Annotated in this window: 14 protein-coding genes; 12 read left to right on the top strand and 2 right to left on the bottom strand. The window is 72.0% G+C overall.

Annotated features, from left to right (window positions below; translation table 11 throughout):
• Positions 1 to 61: 61 nt before the first annotated feature.
• The 6 genes from OXR63_RS13105 to ccsB all read left to right on the top strand — a co-directional run bounded on the left by OXR63_RS13105 (position 62) and on the right by ccsB (position 6,356).
• Positions 62 to 1,543 (top strand): SulP family inorganic anion transporter, encoded by a 1,482-nt coding sequence (locus OXR63_RS13105; protein ID WP_267423917.1) that lies wholly within the window; start codon positions 62 to 64, stop codon positions 1,541 to 1,543.
• A 67-nt stretch (positions 1,544 to 1,610) separates the two neighbouring features.
• Complete coding sequence (locus OXR63_RS13100; protein WP_267423916.1) at positions 1,611 to 2,267, top strand: histidine phosphatase family protein; 657 nt, start codon at positions 1,611 to 1,613, stop codon at positions 2,265 to 2,267.
• Entirely contained in the window at positions 2,264 to 2,878 is a 615-nt protein-coding gene (locus OXR63_RS13095) for a TlpA family protein disulfide reductase (RefSeq protein WP_267423914.1), read from the top strand. Before OXR63_RS13100 ends, OXR63_RS13095 begins: the two co-directional genes overlap by 4 nt.
• Positions 2,879 to 2,882: 4 nt before the next feature.
• Positions 2,883 to 3,626 carry a cytochrome c biogenesis CcdA family protein gene (locus tag OXR63_RS13090; RefSeq protein ID WP_267423912.1) on the top strand — a complete coding sequence of 248 codons (744 nt, stop codon included), beginning with the start codon at positions 2,883 to 2,885 and terminating at the stop codon, positions 3,624 to 3,626.
• Positions 3,610 to 5,337, top strand: a complete 1,728-nt coding sequence (resB, locus tag OXR63_RS13085; protein ID WP_267423911.1) for a cytochrome c biogenesis protein ResB — start codon at positions 3,610 to 3,612, stop codon at positions 5,335 to 5,337. Before OXR63_RS13090 ends, resB begins: the two co-directional genes overlap by 17 nt.
• A gap of 5 nt (positions 5,338 to 5,342) precedes the next feature.
• Positions 5,343 to 6,356: a c-type cytochrome biogenesis protein CcsB gene (gene ccsB, locus OXR63_RS13080; RefSeq protein WP_267423980.1), complete on the top strand. Its 1,014-nt coding sequence runs from the start codon at positions 5,343 to 5,345 to the stop codon at positions 6,354 to 6,356.
• Between the two features lie 600 nt (positions 6,357 to 6,956).
• On the opposite strand, the gene OXR63_RS13075 is transcribed toward ccsB, so the two are convergent.
• Positions 6,957 to 7,946: an o-succinylbenzoate synthase gene (locus OXR63_RS13075; RefSeq protein WP_267423910.1), complete on the bottom strand. Its 990-nt coding sequence runs from the start codon at positions 7,944 to 7,946 to the stop codon at positions 6,957 to 6,959.
• 335 nt (positions 7,947 to 8,281) lie between these two features.
• Here OXR63_RS13075 and OXR63_RS13070 point away from each other — a divergent pair, with 335 nt between their 5' ends.
• Genes OXR63_RS13070 through OXR63_RS13055 form a run of 4 tightly spaced genes read left to right on the top strand, consistent with a single transcriptional unit; the run spans position 8,282 to position 11,756 of the window.
• Positions 8,282 to 8,635, top strand: coding sequence for a hypothetical protein (locus OXR63_RS13070; RefSeq protein WP_267423908.1), 354 nt, complete (start codon positions 8,282 to 8,284; stop codon positions 8,633 to 8,635).
• A 39-nt stretch (positions 8,636 to 8,674) separates the two neighbouring features.
• Positions 8,675 to 9,604, top strand: a complete 930-nt coding sequence (locus OXR63_RS13065) for a 1,4-dihydroxy-2-naphthoyl-CoA synthase (protein WP_267423906.1) — start codon at positions 8,675 to 8,677, stop codon at positions 9,602 to 9,604.
• The gene (locus OXR63_RS13060; RefSeq protein WP_267423904.1) at positions 9,604 to 10,740 is read left to right on the top strand and encodes an AMP-binding protein; all 1,137 of its coding nucleotides are present in this window, start codon (positions 9,604 to 9,606) and stop codon (positions 10,738 to 10,740) included. Before OXR63_RS13065 ends, OXR63_RS13060 begins: the two co-directional genes overlap by 1 nt.
• A gap of 11 nt (positions 10,741 to 10,751) precedes the next feature.
• On the top strand, positions 10,752 to 11,756 hold the full coding sequence (locus OXR63_RS13055; protein WP_276584780.1) for a 1,4-dihydroxy-2-naphthoate polyprenyltransferase: 1,005 nt from the start codon (positions 10,752 to 10,754) through the stop codon (positions 11,754 to 11,756).
• A 53-nt stretch (positions 11,757 to 11,809) separates the two neighbouring features.
• Here OXR63_RS13055 and OXR63_RS13050 read toward each other — a convergent pair whose 3' ends face one another.
• Positions 11,810 to 12,136, bottom strand: a complete 327-nt coding sequence (locus OXR63_RS13050; RefSeq protein WP_267423901.1) for a DUF4229 domain-containing protein — start codon at positions 12,134 to 12,136, stop codon at positions 11,810 to 11,812.
• Positions 12,137 to 12,199: 63 nt separating this feature from the next.
• Here OXR63_RS13050 and OXR63_RS13045 point away from each other — a divergent pair, with 63 nt between their 5' ends.
• Together OXR63_RS13045 and menD are read left to right on the top strand one after the other, a co-directional pair.
• Positions 12,200 to 12,553, top strand: a complete 354-nt coding sequence (locus OXR63_RS13045; protein ID WP_267423899.1) for a PLDc N-terminal domain-containing protein — start codon at positions 12,200 to 12,202, stop codon at positions 12,551 to 12,553.
• Between the two features lie 76 nt (positions 12,554 to 12,629).
• Positions 12,630 to 14,300, top strand: a complete 1,671-nt coding sequence (menD, locus tag OXR63_RS13040) for a 2-succinyl-5-enolpyruvyl-6-hydroxy-3-cyclohexene-1-carboxylic-acid synthase (RefSeq protein ID WP_267423898.1) — start codon at positions 12,630 to 12,632, stop codon at positions 14,298 to 14,300.
• Positions 14,301 to 14,542: the final 242 nt, after the last annotated feature.

Here is a 14,542-nt window from a genome sequence, read left to right as displayed (position 1 = left end):
AGACCTCCTCCGGCGCGTGCGGGTCTGACTCTACCCTCACGTGACGGTAGAGTCGCCCGTGATGTCGACCACCGCGCACGCCCCGACCGTCCTCTCGGCCCTCCGCTCGCCCCGGCTGCTCTCGCGCGAGGTCCTCGCGGGGGTCGTCACCGCGCTCGCCCTCATCCCCGAGGCCATCTCGTTCTCCGTCGTCGCCGGCGTCGACCCGGCCGTCGGGCTGTTCTCCAGCGTCGTGATCGCCGTGGTGATCTCGATCGTGGGCGGCCGTCCGGCGATGGTCTCGGCCGCCGCCGGCTCGGTCGCGCTCGTGATCGCCCCGCTCGTCCGTGACCACGGCATCGACTACCTCGTCCCGACGATCGTGCTCGGCGGCCTGATGCAGCTCCTGCTCGGGTTCCTCGGGGTCGCACGGCTGATGCGGTTCATCCCGCGGAGCGTCAACGTCGCCTTCGTGAACGCCCTGGCGATCCTGATCTTCACCGCGCAGCTGCCGAACCTGCTCGGACCGGACGTCCCCCTCGTCGTGTGGCCGCTCACCGCCCTCGGTGTCGGCATCATCGTCGCCTTCCCGTTCCTGACCAAGGCCGTGCCCGCGCCGCTGATCGCGGTGGTCGTCATCACGCTCATCACGGTCGTGTTCAGCATCGCCGTGCCGACCGTCGGCGACGAGGGCGCGCTGCCGACGGCACTGCCCGGGTTCAACGGCATCACCGTGCCCCTCTCCTTCGACACCCTGACGACCATCGCGCCGTACGCGTTCGGCATGGCGATCGTCGGCCTCATCGAGACCCTCCTCACCGCGCAGCTCGTCGACGCGATCACCGACACGGGGTCGAGCAAGTGGCGGGAGTCGTGGGGGCAGGGCGTCGCGAACATCGCCTCCGCGTTCTTCGGCGGGACCGGCGGCTGCGCGATGATCGGGCAGACCGTCATCAACGCGAAGACGGCCGGTGCCCGCACGCGGATCTCCACCTTCGCGGCCGGCGCCTCCGTGCTGGTGCTCACGATCGTGCTGCACGACGTCGTCGCACGGATCCCGATGGCGGCGCTCACCGCGGTGATGCTCATGGTCTGCGTGGCGACGTTCGACTGGCACAGCATCCGCCCGCGCACGCTCCGTCGGATGCCCCTCGGTGAGACGGCGGTCATGGTGATCACGGTGCTGGTGGTCGTCGCCACGGACAACCTCGCGACCGGGGTGCTGGTGGGCGTGGTCCTCGCCGCCCTGGTGTTCGCCCGGCGGGTCGCGCACGTGGTTGAGGTCGTGCGGGAGCCCGTCGACGACCGGACCGTCCGGTACCGGGTGCGCGGGGCGCTGTTCTTCGCGTCGTCGAACGACCTCGTGACGCGCTTCTCCTACGCCGACGACCCGGAGCACGTCGTGATCGACATGTCCGAGGCCCACGTGTTCGACGCGAGCACGGTCGCCGCCCTCGACGGCATCGAGCAGCGGTTCGCCAAGCACGGCTCCAGCGTCGAGGTGGTCAACCTGAACACGGGCTCGGTCGCGCTGCACGGCAGGCTCTCCGGGCACCTCGACTGAACGGTCCCGAAGCCGTGGATCCGCTGGGCGGGCAGTGGGGTCGGTGGATCGACCTACACTGGAACCCATGCCCGCGACCCGAATCCACCTCGTGCGACACGGCGAGGTACACAACCCGGACCGTGTGCTCTACGGACGGCTCCCGGGCTTCGGACTGAGCGACCTCGGCGCCCGCATGGCTGCCGCGTCCGCGACCGCGTGGAAGACCGCGGGCGTCGACGTCCGCCGGATCGTGGCCTCGCCGCTCCAGCGCACGCAGGAGTCCGCGGCGCCGTGGTCCGAGCTGTACGGGCTCGACGTCGCCCTCGACGAGCGGCTCATCGAACCGACGAACCGGTACGAAGGCCAGCCGCCCGGGTTCACGAAGCGCTCGGTCCGTCGCCCGGCCGAGTGGCCCTGGATCGCGAACCCCTGGCGTCCCAGCTGGGGTGAGGCCTACGAGTCGATCGCGAACCGCATGGTCGCCGCGATCACCACCGCCTGGGAGAGCGTCGACGACGGCGACGTCGTCCTCGTCAGCCACCAGCTCCCGATCTGGATGGTGCACCGCCGACTCGCGGGGGAGCCCCTGTGGCACGACCCGCGCAAGCGCCGTTGTGACCTGTCGAGCATCACCACCCTCGAGCGTGTGCCCGCCACCTCGAGCGGTCGGTTCACCGAGGTCGGGTACGCGGACCCCGCGCTGGAACTGCGCGCGTCCGCGATCGACGAAGGAGCAGTGTGACCGTCAGCAGCATCAGGAAGCGTCTCCTCGTGGTCGGTGCGACGGCCCTCGTCTCCGCCCTCGCCCTGACCGGGTGCTCCGGCGGTGGCGACACCCTGGCGAAGCAGTACGGCAACGGCACCACGCAGAACTACATCTCAGGCGACGGCGCGGTGACCGAGGTCTCCGCGAAGGACCGCAAGGACACGGTGGACTTCTCCACGAAGGACTCCGACGGCAAGCGCGTCTCGTCGAAGGCCCTGCGCGGCAAGGTCGTGGTGCTGAACTTCTGGTACGCCAGCTGCCCGCCCTGCCGTGCCGAGGCGAAGTACCTCAGCACGGTCCAGGCGAAGTACGCCGACCAGGACGTCCAGTTCATCGGCGTCAACGTCCGTGACCAGGCCGCCACCGCCGCCGCGTTCGAGCGCACCTTCAAGGTCGACTACCCGACGGTGCTCGACGCGGACAAGGGCACCATGCAGCTCGCGCTGTCCGGGCAGATCGCGCCGAACGCCGTCCCCGCGACGATCGTCCTCGACACGAAGGGCCGGGTCGCCGCACGCGTCCTCGGCGCCGTCGACGGCACGAGCATCCTCGACACCCTGGTCAGCGACGAGCTCAAGGCGTCCTGACCCCATGAGCGGCAACCCCTTCTCCGACGCGATCCTCAGCGGGCAGATGCTCGTCGCCCTCCCGGTGGCGCTGCTCGCGGGGCTCGTGTCGTTCCTGTCGCCGTGCGTCCTGCCGCTCGTCCCCGGGTACCTCGGGTACGTCAGCGGCATCGCGGACGCCGGTCGTCGGGGCCGCGGACGCGTCGTCCTCGGGGTGCTGCTCTTCGTGCTCGGCTTCACCGCGGTGTTCGTGGCCTACACGACCGTCTTCGGCGCGCTCGGCTTCTGGCTGGTGCGCTGGCGCGACGTGATCACGCAGGTCCTCGGCGTCGTGGTGATCCTGATGGGCCTGGTGTTCATCGGCCGGTTCACCTTCCTGCAGCGCTCGCTGAAGCCCTCGTGGACCCCGGCGACCGGGCTCGTCGGCGCTCCGCTGCTCGGCATCGTGTTCGGCCTGGGCTGGACCCCCTGCCTCGGCCCGACGCTCGCCGCCATCAACCTGCTCAGCGTGCAGTCGGGCAGCGCCTGGCAGGGCATGTGGCTCGGCATCGCCTACTGCCTCGGGCTCGGCATCCCGTTCCTGCTCGTCGCCCTCGGCGCCGGGTGGGCAGCCGGAGCGATCCGCGCCGTGAAGCGCCACATGCGCACCGTCAACATCATCGGAGGATCCATCCTGATCGTCATCGGCCTGCTCATGGTCACCGGCATCTGGTCGGCCGTCATGTCGAGTGCCGGGGCGGTGATCCAGAGCTTTGTCCCCGCGGTCTGACCCCACGAACGACGTCACGGGCACCGACGAGTCCGGCGCAGACGTCGCCTCCGACCCGCAGCGGCCGTCTGACCACGTCGACGGCACCGCACAGGCGGCGTCCGACGGCGTGAACCAGCCGAAGCTCGGCGTGCTCGGCTACGTCCGGTACTTCTGGCGCCAGCTCACGAGCATGCGCACGGCGCTGTTCCTGCTGATGATGCTCGCCCTCGCGGCGATCCCGGGCTCGCTCGTGCCGCAGCGCACCGCGGACCCGAACGGTGTCGTGCAGTACAAGGCCGACCACACCACGCTGTACCCGATCCTCGACAAGCTCCAGGTCTTCGACACCTACACCTCCGTGTGGTTCTCGGCGATCTACCTGCTGCTCTTCGTCTCCCTCATCGGCTGCATCATCCCCCGCACGCGGCACCACTGGCAGGCCCTCCGGACGCGTCCCCCGAGGACCCCGGCGCGTCTGACGCGACTCGCCGGCTTCCGCAGCGCGGCCGTGCAGCGCGACACCCTGACGGACGGTGGCAGCGAGCCGGACGCGGCCACGAGCCTCCCGTCGGTCGACCACGCGATCTCGCGCGCCACCGCGATCCTGAAGCGCTCCGGGTACCGGGTCGAGCGCTTCGGCGACTCGGTGAGCGCGGAGCGCGGCTACCTCCGCGAGACCGGCAACCTGGTGTTCCACGCGGCGCTGGTCGGGGTCCTGGTGGCCGTCGGCATCGGCGGCGGGTTCGGGTACACCGGACAGCGCCTGCTGGTGGAGGGCCAGACGTTCTCGAACGTCCTCGGGTCCTACGACTCGTTCAACCCCGGTCGCTGGTTCCAGCAGACCGACCTCAAGGGCTACAACCTGACGCTCGACAAGTTCGTGACCAAGTACGAGGAGCACAACCTCAACGCCCTCGGGCAGGCGCTGGACTACTCGGCGACCGTGACGAGCCGGGAGAAGGGCGGCACCCCGAAGACGACCCGCCTCGGCGTGAACGACCCGCTGTCGATCGGCGGCACCAACGTCTACCTCCTCGGCAACGGCTACGCGATGCAGGTCACCGTGCGCGACGGCGACGGCAACGTCGCACTCAAGGACGTCGTGCCGTTCCTGCCGGCTGACGCCAACTACACCTCGACCGGCGTCATCAAGGTGCCGGACGCCGCCCCGACGCAGCTCGGCATGGTCGGGTTCTTCTACCCGACGGCCGTCAAGCAGGCCTCCGGAGCGTTCTCGTCGTCCTACCCGGACACGGAGAACCCGGTGCTGAGCCTGCAGGTCTACACGGGTGACCTCGGCCTGGACGACGGCGTGCCGCGCAGTGTCTACCAGCTCGACACCAAGGGCCTGAAGCAGATCGCCGGGACGAAGGCCGACGCAGCCAGCGTCCAGCTCAAGCCCGGGCAGTCCAAGACCCTGCCCGACGGTGCCGGCTCGATCACGTTCGACGGCGTCAAGCGCTACGTGTCGCTCGACGTCCACCACGACCCCTCGCAGCTGTGGGTCGGCGGGTTCGCGATCCTCAGCGTCCTCGGGCTGCTGACCTCGCTGTTCGTCCCGCGCCGTCGCGTGTGGGTCAAGGCGGTGCCCCGGAACGGTTCCGACCAGGGCGAGTACGACCTCGAGTACGCGGGCCTGGCCCGCGGCGAGGACCCCAACCTCGAGCGCGCCGTCGCCGAGATCGCCAACCGGCACTTGTCGGACCTCGGAGTTAGGATGCCCTCGTGAATGACATGACTGCGAACCTCGCGACCTACTCGGTCGTCCTCACGTACTCGGCGATGGCCGTCTACGTGATCGCGTTCATCTCGTTCGCGCTGGACATGGCCAAACGCTCCGGTGACGTCCGCGTCGCCGAGGGCGCCGACCGCGGCGCGGACGTCGCTGCGACCGCGTCGAAGCGGCAGGCCAAGACCGTCGCCACCGTGCAGGGCGGCACCGTCGTGCTCGAGCGCGTCGAAGCCCCCGTGAAGTCCGGCTCCGGTCGTGGCGGCGGCTCGCGGTTCGAGCGGGTCGGCATGGCGATGACGATCCTCGCGCTCGTGCTGCACGTCGGGGCGGACGTCCTCCGGGGCATCGCGGCCGACCGTGTGCCGTGGGGCAACATGTTCGAGTTCTCCCTCACGGGCACGGCGCTGATCATCGCGATCTTCCTGCTCGTGCAGCTCTGGCAGAACCTGAAGTTCCTCGGCGTCTTCATCACCGGCCTGACGATCATCCTGCTCGGCATCGCGACGGTGAACTACTACGTCCCCGTCGTCCCGCTGCAGCCCGCCCTGCAGTCGTACTGGCTCGTCCTGCACGTGTTCGTCGCGATCTCCGGCACCGGGTTCTTCGCGCTCGGTGCGGGGCTCGCGGTCTCGCAGCTCGTCCAGACCTACCGGCTCGGCCACAGCGGAGCGGCGAAGAAGCTCCGCTTCATGGAGACGCTGCCCGACGCCGACCGGCTCGAGGTCCTGACCTACCGCGTCCTGCTCGTCGGCTTCGTGCTGTGGACCTTCACGCTCATCGCCGGTGCCATCTGGGCCGAGCGTGCCTGGGGTCGCTACTGGGGCTGGGACACGAAGGAAGTCTGGACGTTCATCATCTGGGTCATCTACGCGGGCTACATCCACGCCCGTGCGACCCGCGGCTGGCGGGGTGCGCGGTCGTCGTGGCTGGCGCTCATCGGCTTCGGTGCCGTGATGTTCAACTTCTCGGTCGTCAACGTGTTCTTCAAGGGGCTGCACAGCTACTCCGGTCTGTGAGTCGCCGCTGACGCGTCCTCCCAGGAGGCCCGGTGCAGGTCCGCCTCGCACCGGGCCTCCGGCGCGTCCGGGGTCTGGTTCGGTCTCCGTGTCGGCGTCCGGCGTTGGCGCGTGCTGAGATCGCACTCCGTGTCGGCTCCCGGTCGCCGGAGGCGACACGAAGTGCGATCTCACCGGGCGCTGCGCGCTGCGGGCGCTGCGGGCGCTGCGGGCGCTGCGCCCGGTGCACCGCGCGATGCGCGTTGGCCGGCGGCCCGGACGCCCCGGCCCGCGCCCAACGGTCGCGACACCCCGTCAGTCGGAGGCCGACCGGCCGCCGATCGTCGGTCCGCTGGCGCTGGACCGACGGTCGGAGACCGCTCGACGGACCTGAGCGGGGTGTCGTGACCGCTCGCGAGTTCGACGGTCGGGAGCCGGAGCGCGCGCAGCGCGCACCGCACACGCTGTCCCGTCCCGTCCCGTCCCGTCCCGTGAGATCGCACTTCGTGTCACCTCAGCGTCGCCGGAGGCGACACGAAGTGCGATCTCACCGGGGATGGGGCGGGTGCATGCGCCGGGCGCGCTACGCGCCGCCGCCCGCGCTACGCGCCGGCGCCCGCGCTACGCGCCGGCGAGCAGCGCGTGCACGCGCTCCAACCGGCCCCGCCACCACGCCGCCCGCTCGGGCGCGGCTCCGAACCGGGCCACGAGCTCGGGTGAGACGTCGACGCGACGGACGGCGATCCTCCCGGCTGCGGGCAGGAGCGGCGCAGCGGTGACGTCGCCCTCGAACATCACACCGGTCCCGAGCCCCGCGGCGTAGCCCGGGGACATCGCCGACGCGGCGAGGAACGCCCCCATCCCGAGCCCGACCGACGTGTCGAGCGCGCTGGACACCACGCAGGGCAGGCCGGCCTCGGCGATGACGGCCTGCGCCGCGGTGATGCCGCCGAGTGGCTGCGCCTTGACGACGAGGACGTCGGCGGCTCCGGCCCGGGCGACGGCGAGCGGGTCCGAGGCCCTGCGCACGCTCTCGTCCGCAGCGATCTGCACGCCGAGTCCGTCGATCCGGCGTCGCAGCGCTGCGAGTTCGGGGACCGTGCGGCACGGTTGTTCGGCGTACTGCAGGTCGAAGGGCGCCAGCCGTTCCAGCGCGACGACGGCCTCGTCCACGCTCCACAGCCCGTTCGCGTCGATGCGCACCGCGGCGTCCGGGCCCATCACGCGCCGGACCTCGGCGACCCGGGCGACGTCGTCCTCGACCGTGGTGCCGGGTTCGGCGACCTTGACCTTCGCCGTCGTGCAGCCGGGGTACCGCGCGAGCAGGTCCGCGACGGCCGAGGGTGTGATCGCCGGCACCGTGGCGTTGACCGGAACGGAGTCAGCGGCGGCCTCGTGCTCCGTCCAGCCGAAGTCGATCGCAGCGCGCAGCCAGGCGGTGGACTCCTGGTCGTCGTACTCGACGAAGGGCGAGAACTCGGTCCAGCCGGCCGGGCCGCGGAGGACGAGGGCCTCGCGGACGGTGATCCCGCGGAACCGGACGCGCATCGGGAGGGCGACCACGTGCGCGTCGGCGAGCAGGTCGGTGAGAGCAGGAAGTGACGGGACCACGTCCCCATCCTCCCAGCGTCGCCGCCTCCCGGTGCCGTCCGGAGGGCCTCGATCGGCGCTCGACTGCTGCCCAGCGGACCTCACGGTTCCTCGGAGGGGACCGCCAGCGCGGGGCATTAGCATGCATCGGTCGGCCCCGGTCGACCGCAGCCATGACGACAGAAGGAGGCTCCGTGACGCCAGATCCGCATCAGCGGTCGTCACGAAGCCCGTCGTCATCCCGAGCAGCGAAGGCTCCGGCAGCCAGGACGCCCGCCACGAAGGCACGGGCTGCAGCACGAGCCTCGGCGGCGCGGACCGCGCCCTCGTCGGGGACCGACGAGTTCGCCCGGCTGATGCGGAACAACACCGTCGACGTCCGCCAGCAGCAGGCATCGGCCCGGCGTCAGCGCAAGAGCCCCCTGGCCGGCAAGCTCGCCCTCGGCCTCGCGGTCGTGTCCGCCGCGGTCGACGCCAGTGCCTTCGCGGTCTACATGGGCGGCGACACCACCTTCGCGTTCGGCATCTGCTTCGTCGTCGTGTTCCTGACCCTGATCGCCGCGATCCTCGGGTTCATCGCCGCCGTCGGTGGGCTCGGTCGCTGGTACGGCGCGATCGGCGTCGTCCTGGCGTTCTTCGCCAACCCGGTGATCCTCATCGTGCTCGTCGTCATGGTGGCCCCGGAGCTCCTGACCGACATGAGCTCGTAGACCGCAGGACCCTCCGGCGAGCGGCAGTACCGTGGGGGCATGCCCGCTCCCGTCTCCGACCTGTTCGACCCCGACGTCTGGACCGAGGCCCCCGTGGCCGCCTCCTTCACGGACATCACCTACCACAAGCACGTCGACCACGGCATCGTCCGGGTGGCCTTCGACCGGCCCGAAGTCCGCAACGCGTTCCGTCCGCGCACGGTCGACGAGCTGTACCGAGCCCTCGACGACGCCCGCCAGGACCCCCGCGTCGGCGTCGTCCTGCTCACCGGCAACGGGCCGAGCCCGAAGGACGGCGGCTGGGCGTTCTGCTCGGGCGGCGACCAGCGCATCCGTGGCCGGAGCGGCTACCAGTACGTCGGCGACGAGGGCGCACCGCCGGAGGGCGTCGACCCCGCGGCCGCGCAGGCCTCGATGGGCCGCCTGCACATCCTCGAGGTCCAGCGCCTCATCCGGATGATGCCGAAGGTCGTCGTCGCCGTGGTGCCGGGCTGGGCGGCAGGCGGCGGGCACTCCCTGCACGCGATCTGCGACCTCACGATCGCCAGCGCCGAGCACGGGAAGTTCAAGCAGACCGACGCGGACGTGGGCTCGTTCGACGGCGGGTACGGCAGCGCCTACTACGCCAAGCAGATCGGCCAGAAGCTCGCGCGGGAGGTCTTCTTCCTCGCCGAGGAGTACTCCGCCCAGCGCGCGTACGAGATGGGCGCCGTCAACAAGGTGGTGCCGCACGCGGACCTCGAGCGCGAGGCGATCCGCTGGGGCGAGACCATCCTCGGCAAGTCGCCGACCGCGATCCGGATGCTCAAGTACGCCTTCAACGCCGTCGACGACGGGCTGGTCGGCCAGCAGGTCTTCGCCGGTGAGGCCACCCGCCTGGCGTACGGCACGGACGAAGCCGTCGAGGGCCGCGACTCCTTCCTCGAGAAGCGCGCCCCCGAGTGGACGTCCTTCCCCTGGCACTACTGATGCCCCGGCCACTGGTCGCGCTGGACGCGTCCGACCCGCTGGCCGTGCTGCGCGGCCTGGAGGCGGCACTCGCCGGCGGCCCCGCACTGCTGCCCCTCGACCAGGACGCCCCGGCGCTGCCGACACCGCCACCGGCAGACGTGCAGCAGCGGGTCGCCCTCGTCGTGACCACGAGCGGGTCCACCGGCACCGGCAAGCGGGTGGCGCTGTCCTCGGAGGCGCTCCTGGCCGGAGCCGCCGCCGCCGACGCGGCGCTCGGCGGACCGGGCGGCTGGGTGCTCGCGCTGCCGACGCACTACATCGCCGGCCTCAACGTGCTGACGCGGTCGATCACCGCGGGCACGGCACCCAGCGTCGTCGCACCCGGGCACTTCACGGCGACGGCGTTCGCGGAGGCGGCCGAGCGGCTCGTCACCGGGCCGGCGGCACCGCGGCGGTACACCGCGCTCGTCCCGGTGCAGCTCGCCCGGGTGCTCGACGACGAGCGTGCCGCGAGGGCACTCGCCGGCTTCGACGCGGTCCTCGTCGGCGGGCAGTCCACCCCGGCGCCGCTCCGGGCACGGGCCGTCGAAGCGGGCGTCCGGGTGGTCACGACGTACGGCGCCAGTGAGACGAGCGGCGGCTGCGTCTACGACGGCGTGCCGTTCGGGACCGTCCGCACGGAGCTGGTCGACGGCGAACTGCAGCTCGCCGGCCCGATGCTCGCCGAGGGCTACCTCGGTGACGACGACCGGACCGCGTCGACCTTCGTCGTGCGGGACGGCCTGCGGTGGTACCGCACGAGCGACGCCGCCGAGGTCGAGGACGGCCGCGTCCGGGTGCTCGGTCGGCTCGACGACGTCGTGATCTCCGGCGGTGAGAAGGTCCCGCTCGGGGCCGTCGAACGGCTCGTCCGGGAGCTCCCGGGCCAGGACGGCGCCGTCGTGACACGACGCTCGTCGGGGGAGTGGGGTGAGGTCCCCGTCGTCGTGACGGCCGTTCCCCTCGACCTCGAGCGGGTCCGTGACCACGTCGGGACCACCCTCGGTCGGGCTGCGCGCCCGGCGGCCGTGGTCCTCGTGGACGCGGTGCCGATGCTCGCGTCCGGCAAACCCGACCGTCGGGCAGTCCGCGCCGTCGCCGATCCGGACGCCTGACGCCGGTACGCTTGGCGGTCGTGGCACGAGCGAAGAACACGACCCAGAAGAAGGGCCGCTCCGGCAACCCGGCGAAGGCCGCGGCACCGGCACGGACGAAGCGACGCGCGACCGCGAGCGACTGGATCGGCGGCGCCCGCCTCCGCACCCTGACGCTCGGTGTCGTCCCGGTCGTCCTCGGCACCGCCGTCGGCTTCGTGGACAGCGGCACGACCGGCGACTTCGGGACCTACCTGCGGCAGGACGGCCACCTCGCGCTGGCGATCCTGGCGCTGCTCGTCGCACTCTTCCTGCAGATCGGCGTCAACTACAGCAACGACTACTCGGACGGCGTCCGCGGCACCGACGAGTTCCGGGTCGGCCCCGCACGTCTCACCGGGGCCGGTCTGGCCGCTCCGCGCACGGTGCTCACCGTCGCGCTGACGTTCTTCGGGCTCGCCGCGGTCGCCGGGATCGTCATCGTGGTGCTCACACAGCTGTGGTGGCTGCTGCTCGTGGGCGCGGCCGCGATCGTCGCCGCGTGGTTCTACACCGGTGGCAAGAAGCCGTACGGGTACAACGCCCTCGGCGAGGTCTTCGTGTTCGTCTTCTTCGGCCTGGTCGCGGTGCTCGGCACGCAGTACGTGCAGATCCGCGAGGTCACGGCCAGCGGGTGGGTGGCTGCCGTCGCGGCGGGGTTCTTCGCCTGCGCGGTGCTCATGGTGAACAACATCCGCGACATCGACGAGGACCGGCTCGCCGGCAAGCGGACCCTCGCGGTCCTGCTCGGCCGCCCCGTGGCCCGCGCGCTGTACGGCGTCTTCCTGATGCTGCCCTACGTCGCGCTGCTCTGGTTCGTGCTGCTGTACTTCCGGTCCGGCTTCACGTACTTCACGCTGCTGCTCGCCCTGCCGGCGCTGGTGATCGGCGTCACGTCCAGGAAGCCGCGCGAGCTCATCACCGCGCTGCAGCTGTCGTCGTTCTCGGCGCTGGCGTACGGCGTGGTGCTCGCGATCACCCTGGCCGTCCAGCCGTAGCGAGCCAGCCAACCAGCGCAGTCAGCGCAGCGACGGAGCAGCCGGGCCGGCGCTCAGTCGGCCGTCGGGTGCTCCCGACGCTCCGCGTGGCGTTCCGCGTCCGACACGGGCCGCGCCGCGGGGGCGTCGGTGTCCTCGGCGTCGACGAAGTCGTCCTCGAAGTCCGAGTCGGCGTCGTGGTCCGGACGCACCCGTCGAGTGGCCAGGCTCGTGGTCACGCGGTCGCGGAGCCGAGGCAGGGCGATGTAGGACACGAGCAGTCCGATGAGGGCCGCCCCGATGGTCGCCCAGTACCAGGGCAGCCCCACCACGAACAGGACGACGAGCGCCGCCGCGAAGATGCCGAGCCGGGCGAGGGTGTACACGAGCCACGCTTTCACCCGGCAAGTCTACGGACGCGTGACCATGAGTCGGGTCACAGAATCCCGACCTAGACTCCCCGCATGGTCCGTCTCTGGCTCGTCGTCGTCGTCGCCGCCGTGGCGTTCACGGTCTACGCGGTCATCGACTGCGCGACGATGCCGCGGCCGCGGATCCGGTCGCTGCGACGCGGACTCTGGATCCTGCTGATCATCATCCTGCCGGTGCTCGGCGCGGTCCTCTGGTTCCTGCTCGGTCGTGCGCCCGCCGCTCCGGAGCGCGTGGCCCGGTACCGTGGTCCCGAAGACGACCCGGACTTCCTCGGCGAGCAGGCTCCCGAGCGGCCCCGCACGGACAAGGACCAGGACGACGTCACCCTCCGAGATCTCGAAGACCAGTTCCACGACACCGACGACGACGGCCGCGCCGATCGCTGACGGCGACCCCGCGGCGGGCACGGCGTCCGACGGGCGCACGGCGTCCGGCAGCCCGGCGTCGGACTTCGCCCTCGCGATGCTGCAGGAGTTCGCATCCGCCGGGGTCACCGACGTGGTCGTCAGCCCCGGATCCCGGTCGCAGGCGCTCGCCCTCGCCGCGGTCGCCCTCGAGCGCGCTGGCGGCATCACCGTGCACGTGCGGCTCGACGAGCGGACGGCCGGGTTCTTCGCACTCGGGCTCGCCGTCGAGAGCGGGCGGCCCGCAGCGATCGTGACGACCTCGGGCACCGCGGTCGCGAACCTGCACCCCGCCGTCCTCGAGGCCCACCACTCCGGCGTGCCGATGATCGTCCTGTCCGCCGACCGACCGGGGGAGCTCCGCGGCATCGGGAGCAACCAGACCACCGTGCAGCCGGGGATATTCGCGTCCGCGGTGTCCTTCGTCCGTGAGGTCGAGGCCCCCACCGCCCACGGCGTCGACGCCTCCACCCGCCAGACGCTGCGCGAACTCGTCCGCCAGACCGTCGCGGCCGCTGCGGGACACACCGGACAGCCGGGTCCGGCGCAGGTCGACGTCGCCTTTCGTGAGCCCCTCTCGGCGACGCTGACCGACGTCGAGGGCGTGCCGGACGACGCGATCGACCTCGACTTCGCCCGTCGCCGGGTCCACACCGGGCTGCCCGTCGCCGAGCTCACGCCCGACGACGACCCCGGCACCGTGGTGATCGCCGGGCACGAGGCCGGCGAGGACGCCGAACGGATCGCGTGGGAGCTCGGTGCGCCGCTGCTGGCCGAGGTGTCGAGCGGGGCGCGCTTCGGGCGGAACCTCGTCGTCGCCTACCGCGAGCTCCTCCGCGACCCGGACTTCGGCGGGCGCGTCCACCGTGCCGTCGTGCTCGGCCACCCCACCCTCTCCCGGGAGGTCCCCGCGCTCCTGCAGCGCGCCGACGTCGAGGTGGTGACCGTCCGCGGGGCGGGAGCCGACCCGTTCGACCCGAGCCGAGCCTCCCGGCTGGTCGCCGACGTCCGCGTGACGGGCCGGACCGCACCGACGCACCGCGCCTGGGTCGGGCGCTGGGTCGCCGCCAGCCGGACCGCGCTCGGGGACGGCGACGCCGGTCCTGACCTCGGCGCCAAGCGGTCCGAGGACCGCGTCGAGCGCAACCGGTTCCTCAAGGACGAGGTCGCGCTGCGCCGCCGCCCCGTCGACCGCGCCATGCTCGCCGAGGCTGTCTGGGGCGTCACGTGGCCGCACGACCGGCTCGTGCTCGGCGCGTCGCAGATCATCCGGGTCGCCGACGGCCGCGTGCTGGGCAAGAAGATCCGCGTGCACGCCAACCGCGGGCTCGCCGGCATCGACGGCACCGTCTCGACCGCGCTCGGGATCGCCGCAGCACTCGAGCGCACCTCGGCGGCGGTCGGCACGACACGCGTCCTGCTCGGTGACCTGACCCTGCTGCACGACGTCGGTGCCTTCGTCACCGGCACCCACGAGCCCACCCACCGCGTCCAGGTCATCGTCGGGAACGACGACGGCGGGGCGATCTTCCGCGGGCTCGAGGTCGCCGAGACGACCCCGCCCGAGGACATGGCACGCATGATGACCACGCCGCAGCACGTCGACGTCGAGCGTGTCGTGACCGGGCTCGGGTGGGAGTACCGCCGGGCCGCGACGTGGGGCGACCTCGAGCGCGTCCTGACCGACCCCGCCGAGCGCGTCGTCATCGAGGTCCCGCTGGCCGACTGACGCGCGCGGTGCGAGGTTGGCCACCCGGTGCGCGCCCGTCGGCCCGCACGGGGTGACCGATCTCGCACCAGCCGGGGGACCGCGCACGGTGCGAGGCGGCTGCTGCCGCTGCGGACGGGAGGCTCGGTGCCGGACCGGCACCGAGCCTCCCGGCCGGTGGAGCGCAGGTCAGCGCGTGCCTGCGCGCGTGGTGCGAGGTCGGCCACCCGGTGCGCGCCTGTCGGCCCGCACGGGGTGACCAC

Origin of the sequence: Curtobacterium sp. GC_Cur_3, assembly GCF_026544205.1 — a bacterium.
Taxonomy (GTDB): Bacteria; Actinomycetota; Actinomycetes; order Actinomycetales; family Microbacteriaceae; genus Curtobacterium.
This window is presented reverse-complemented; position numbering and strand designations above follow the sequence as displayed.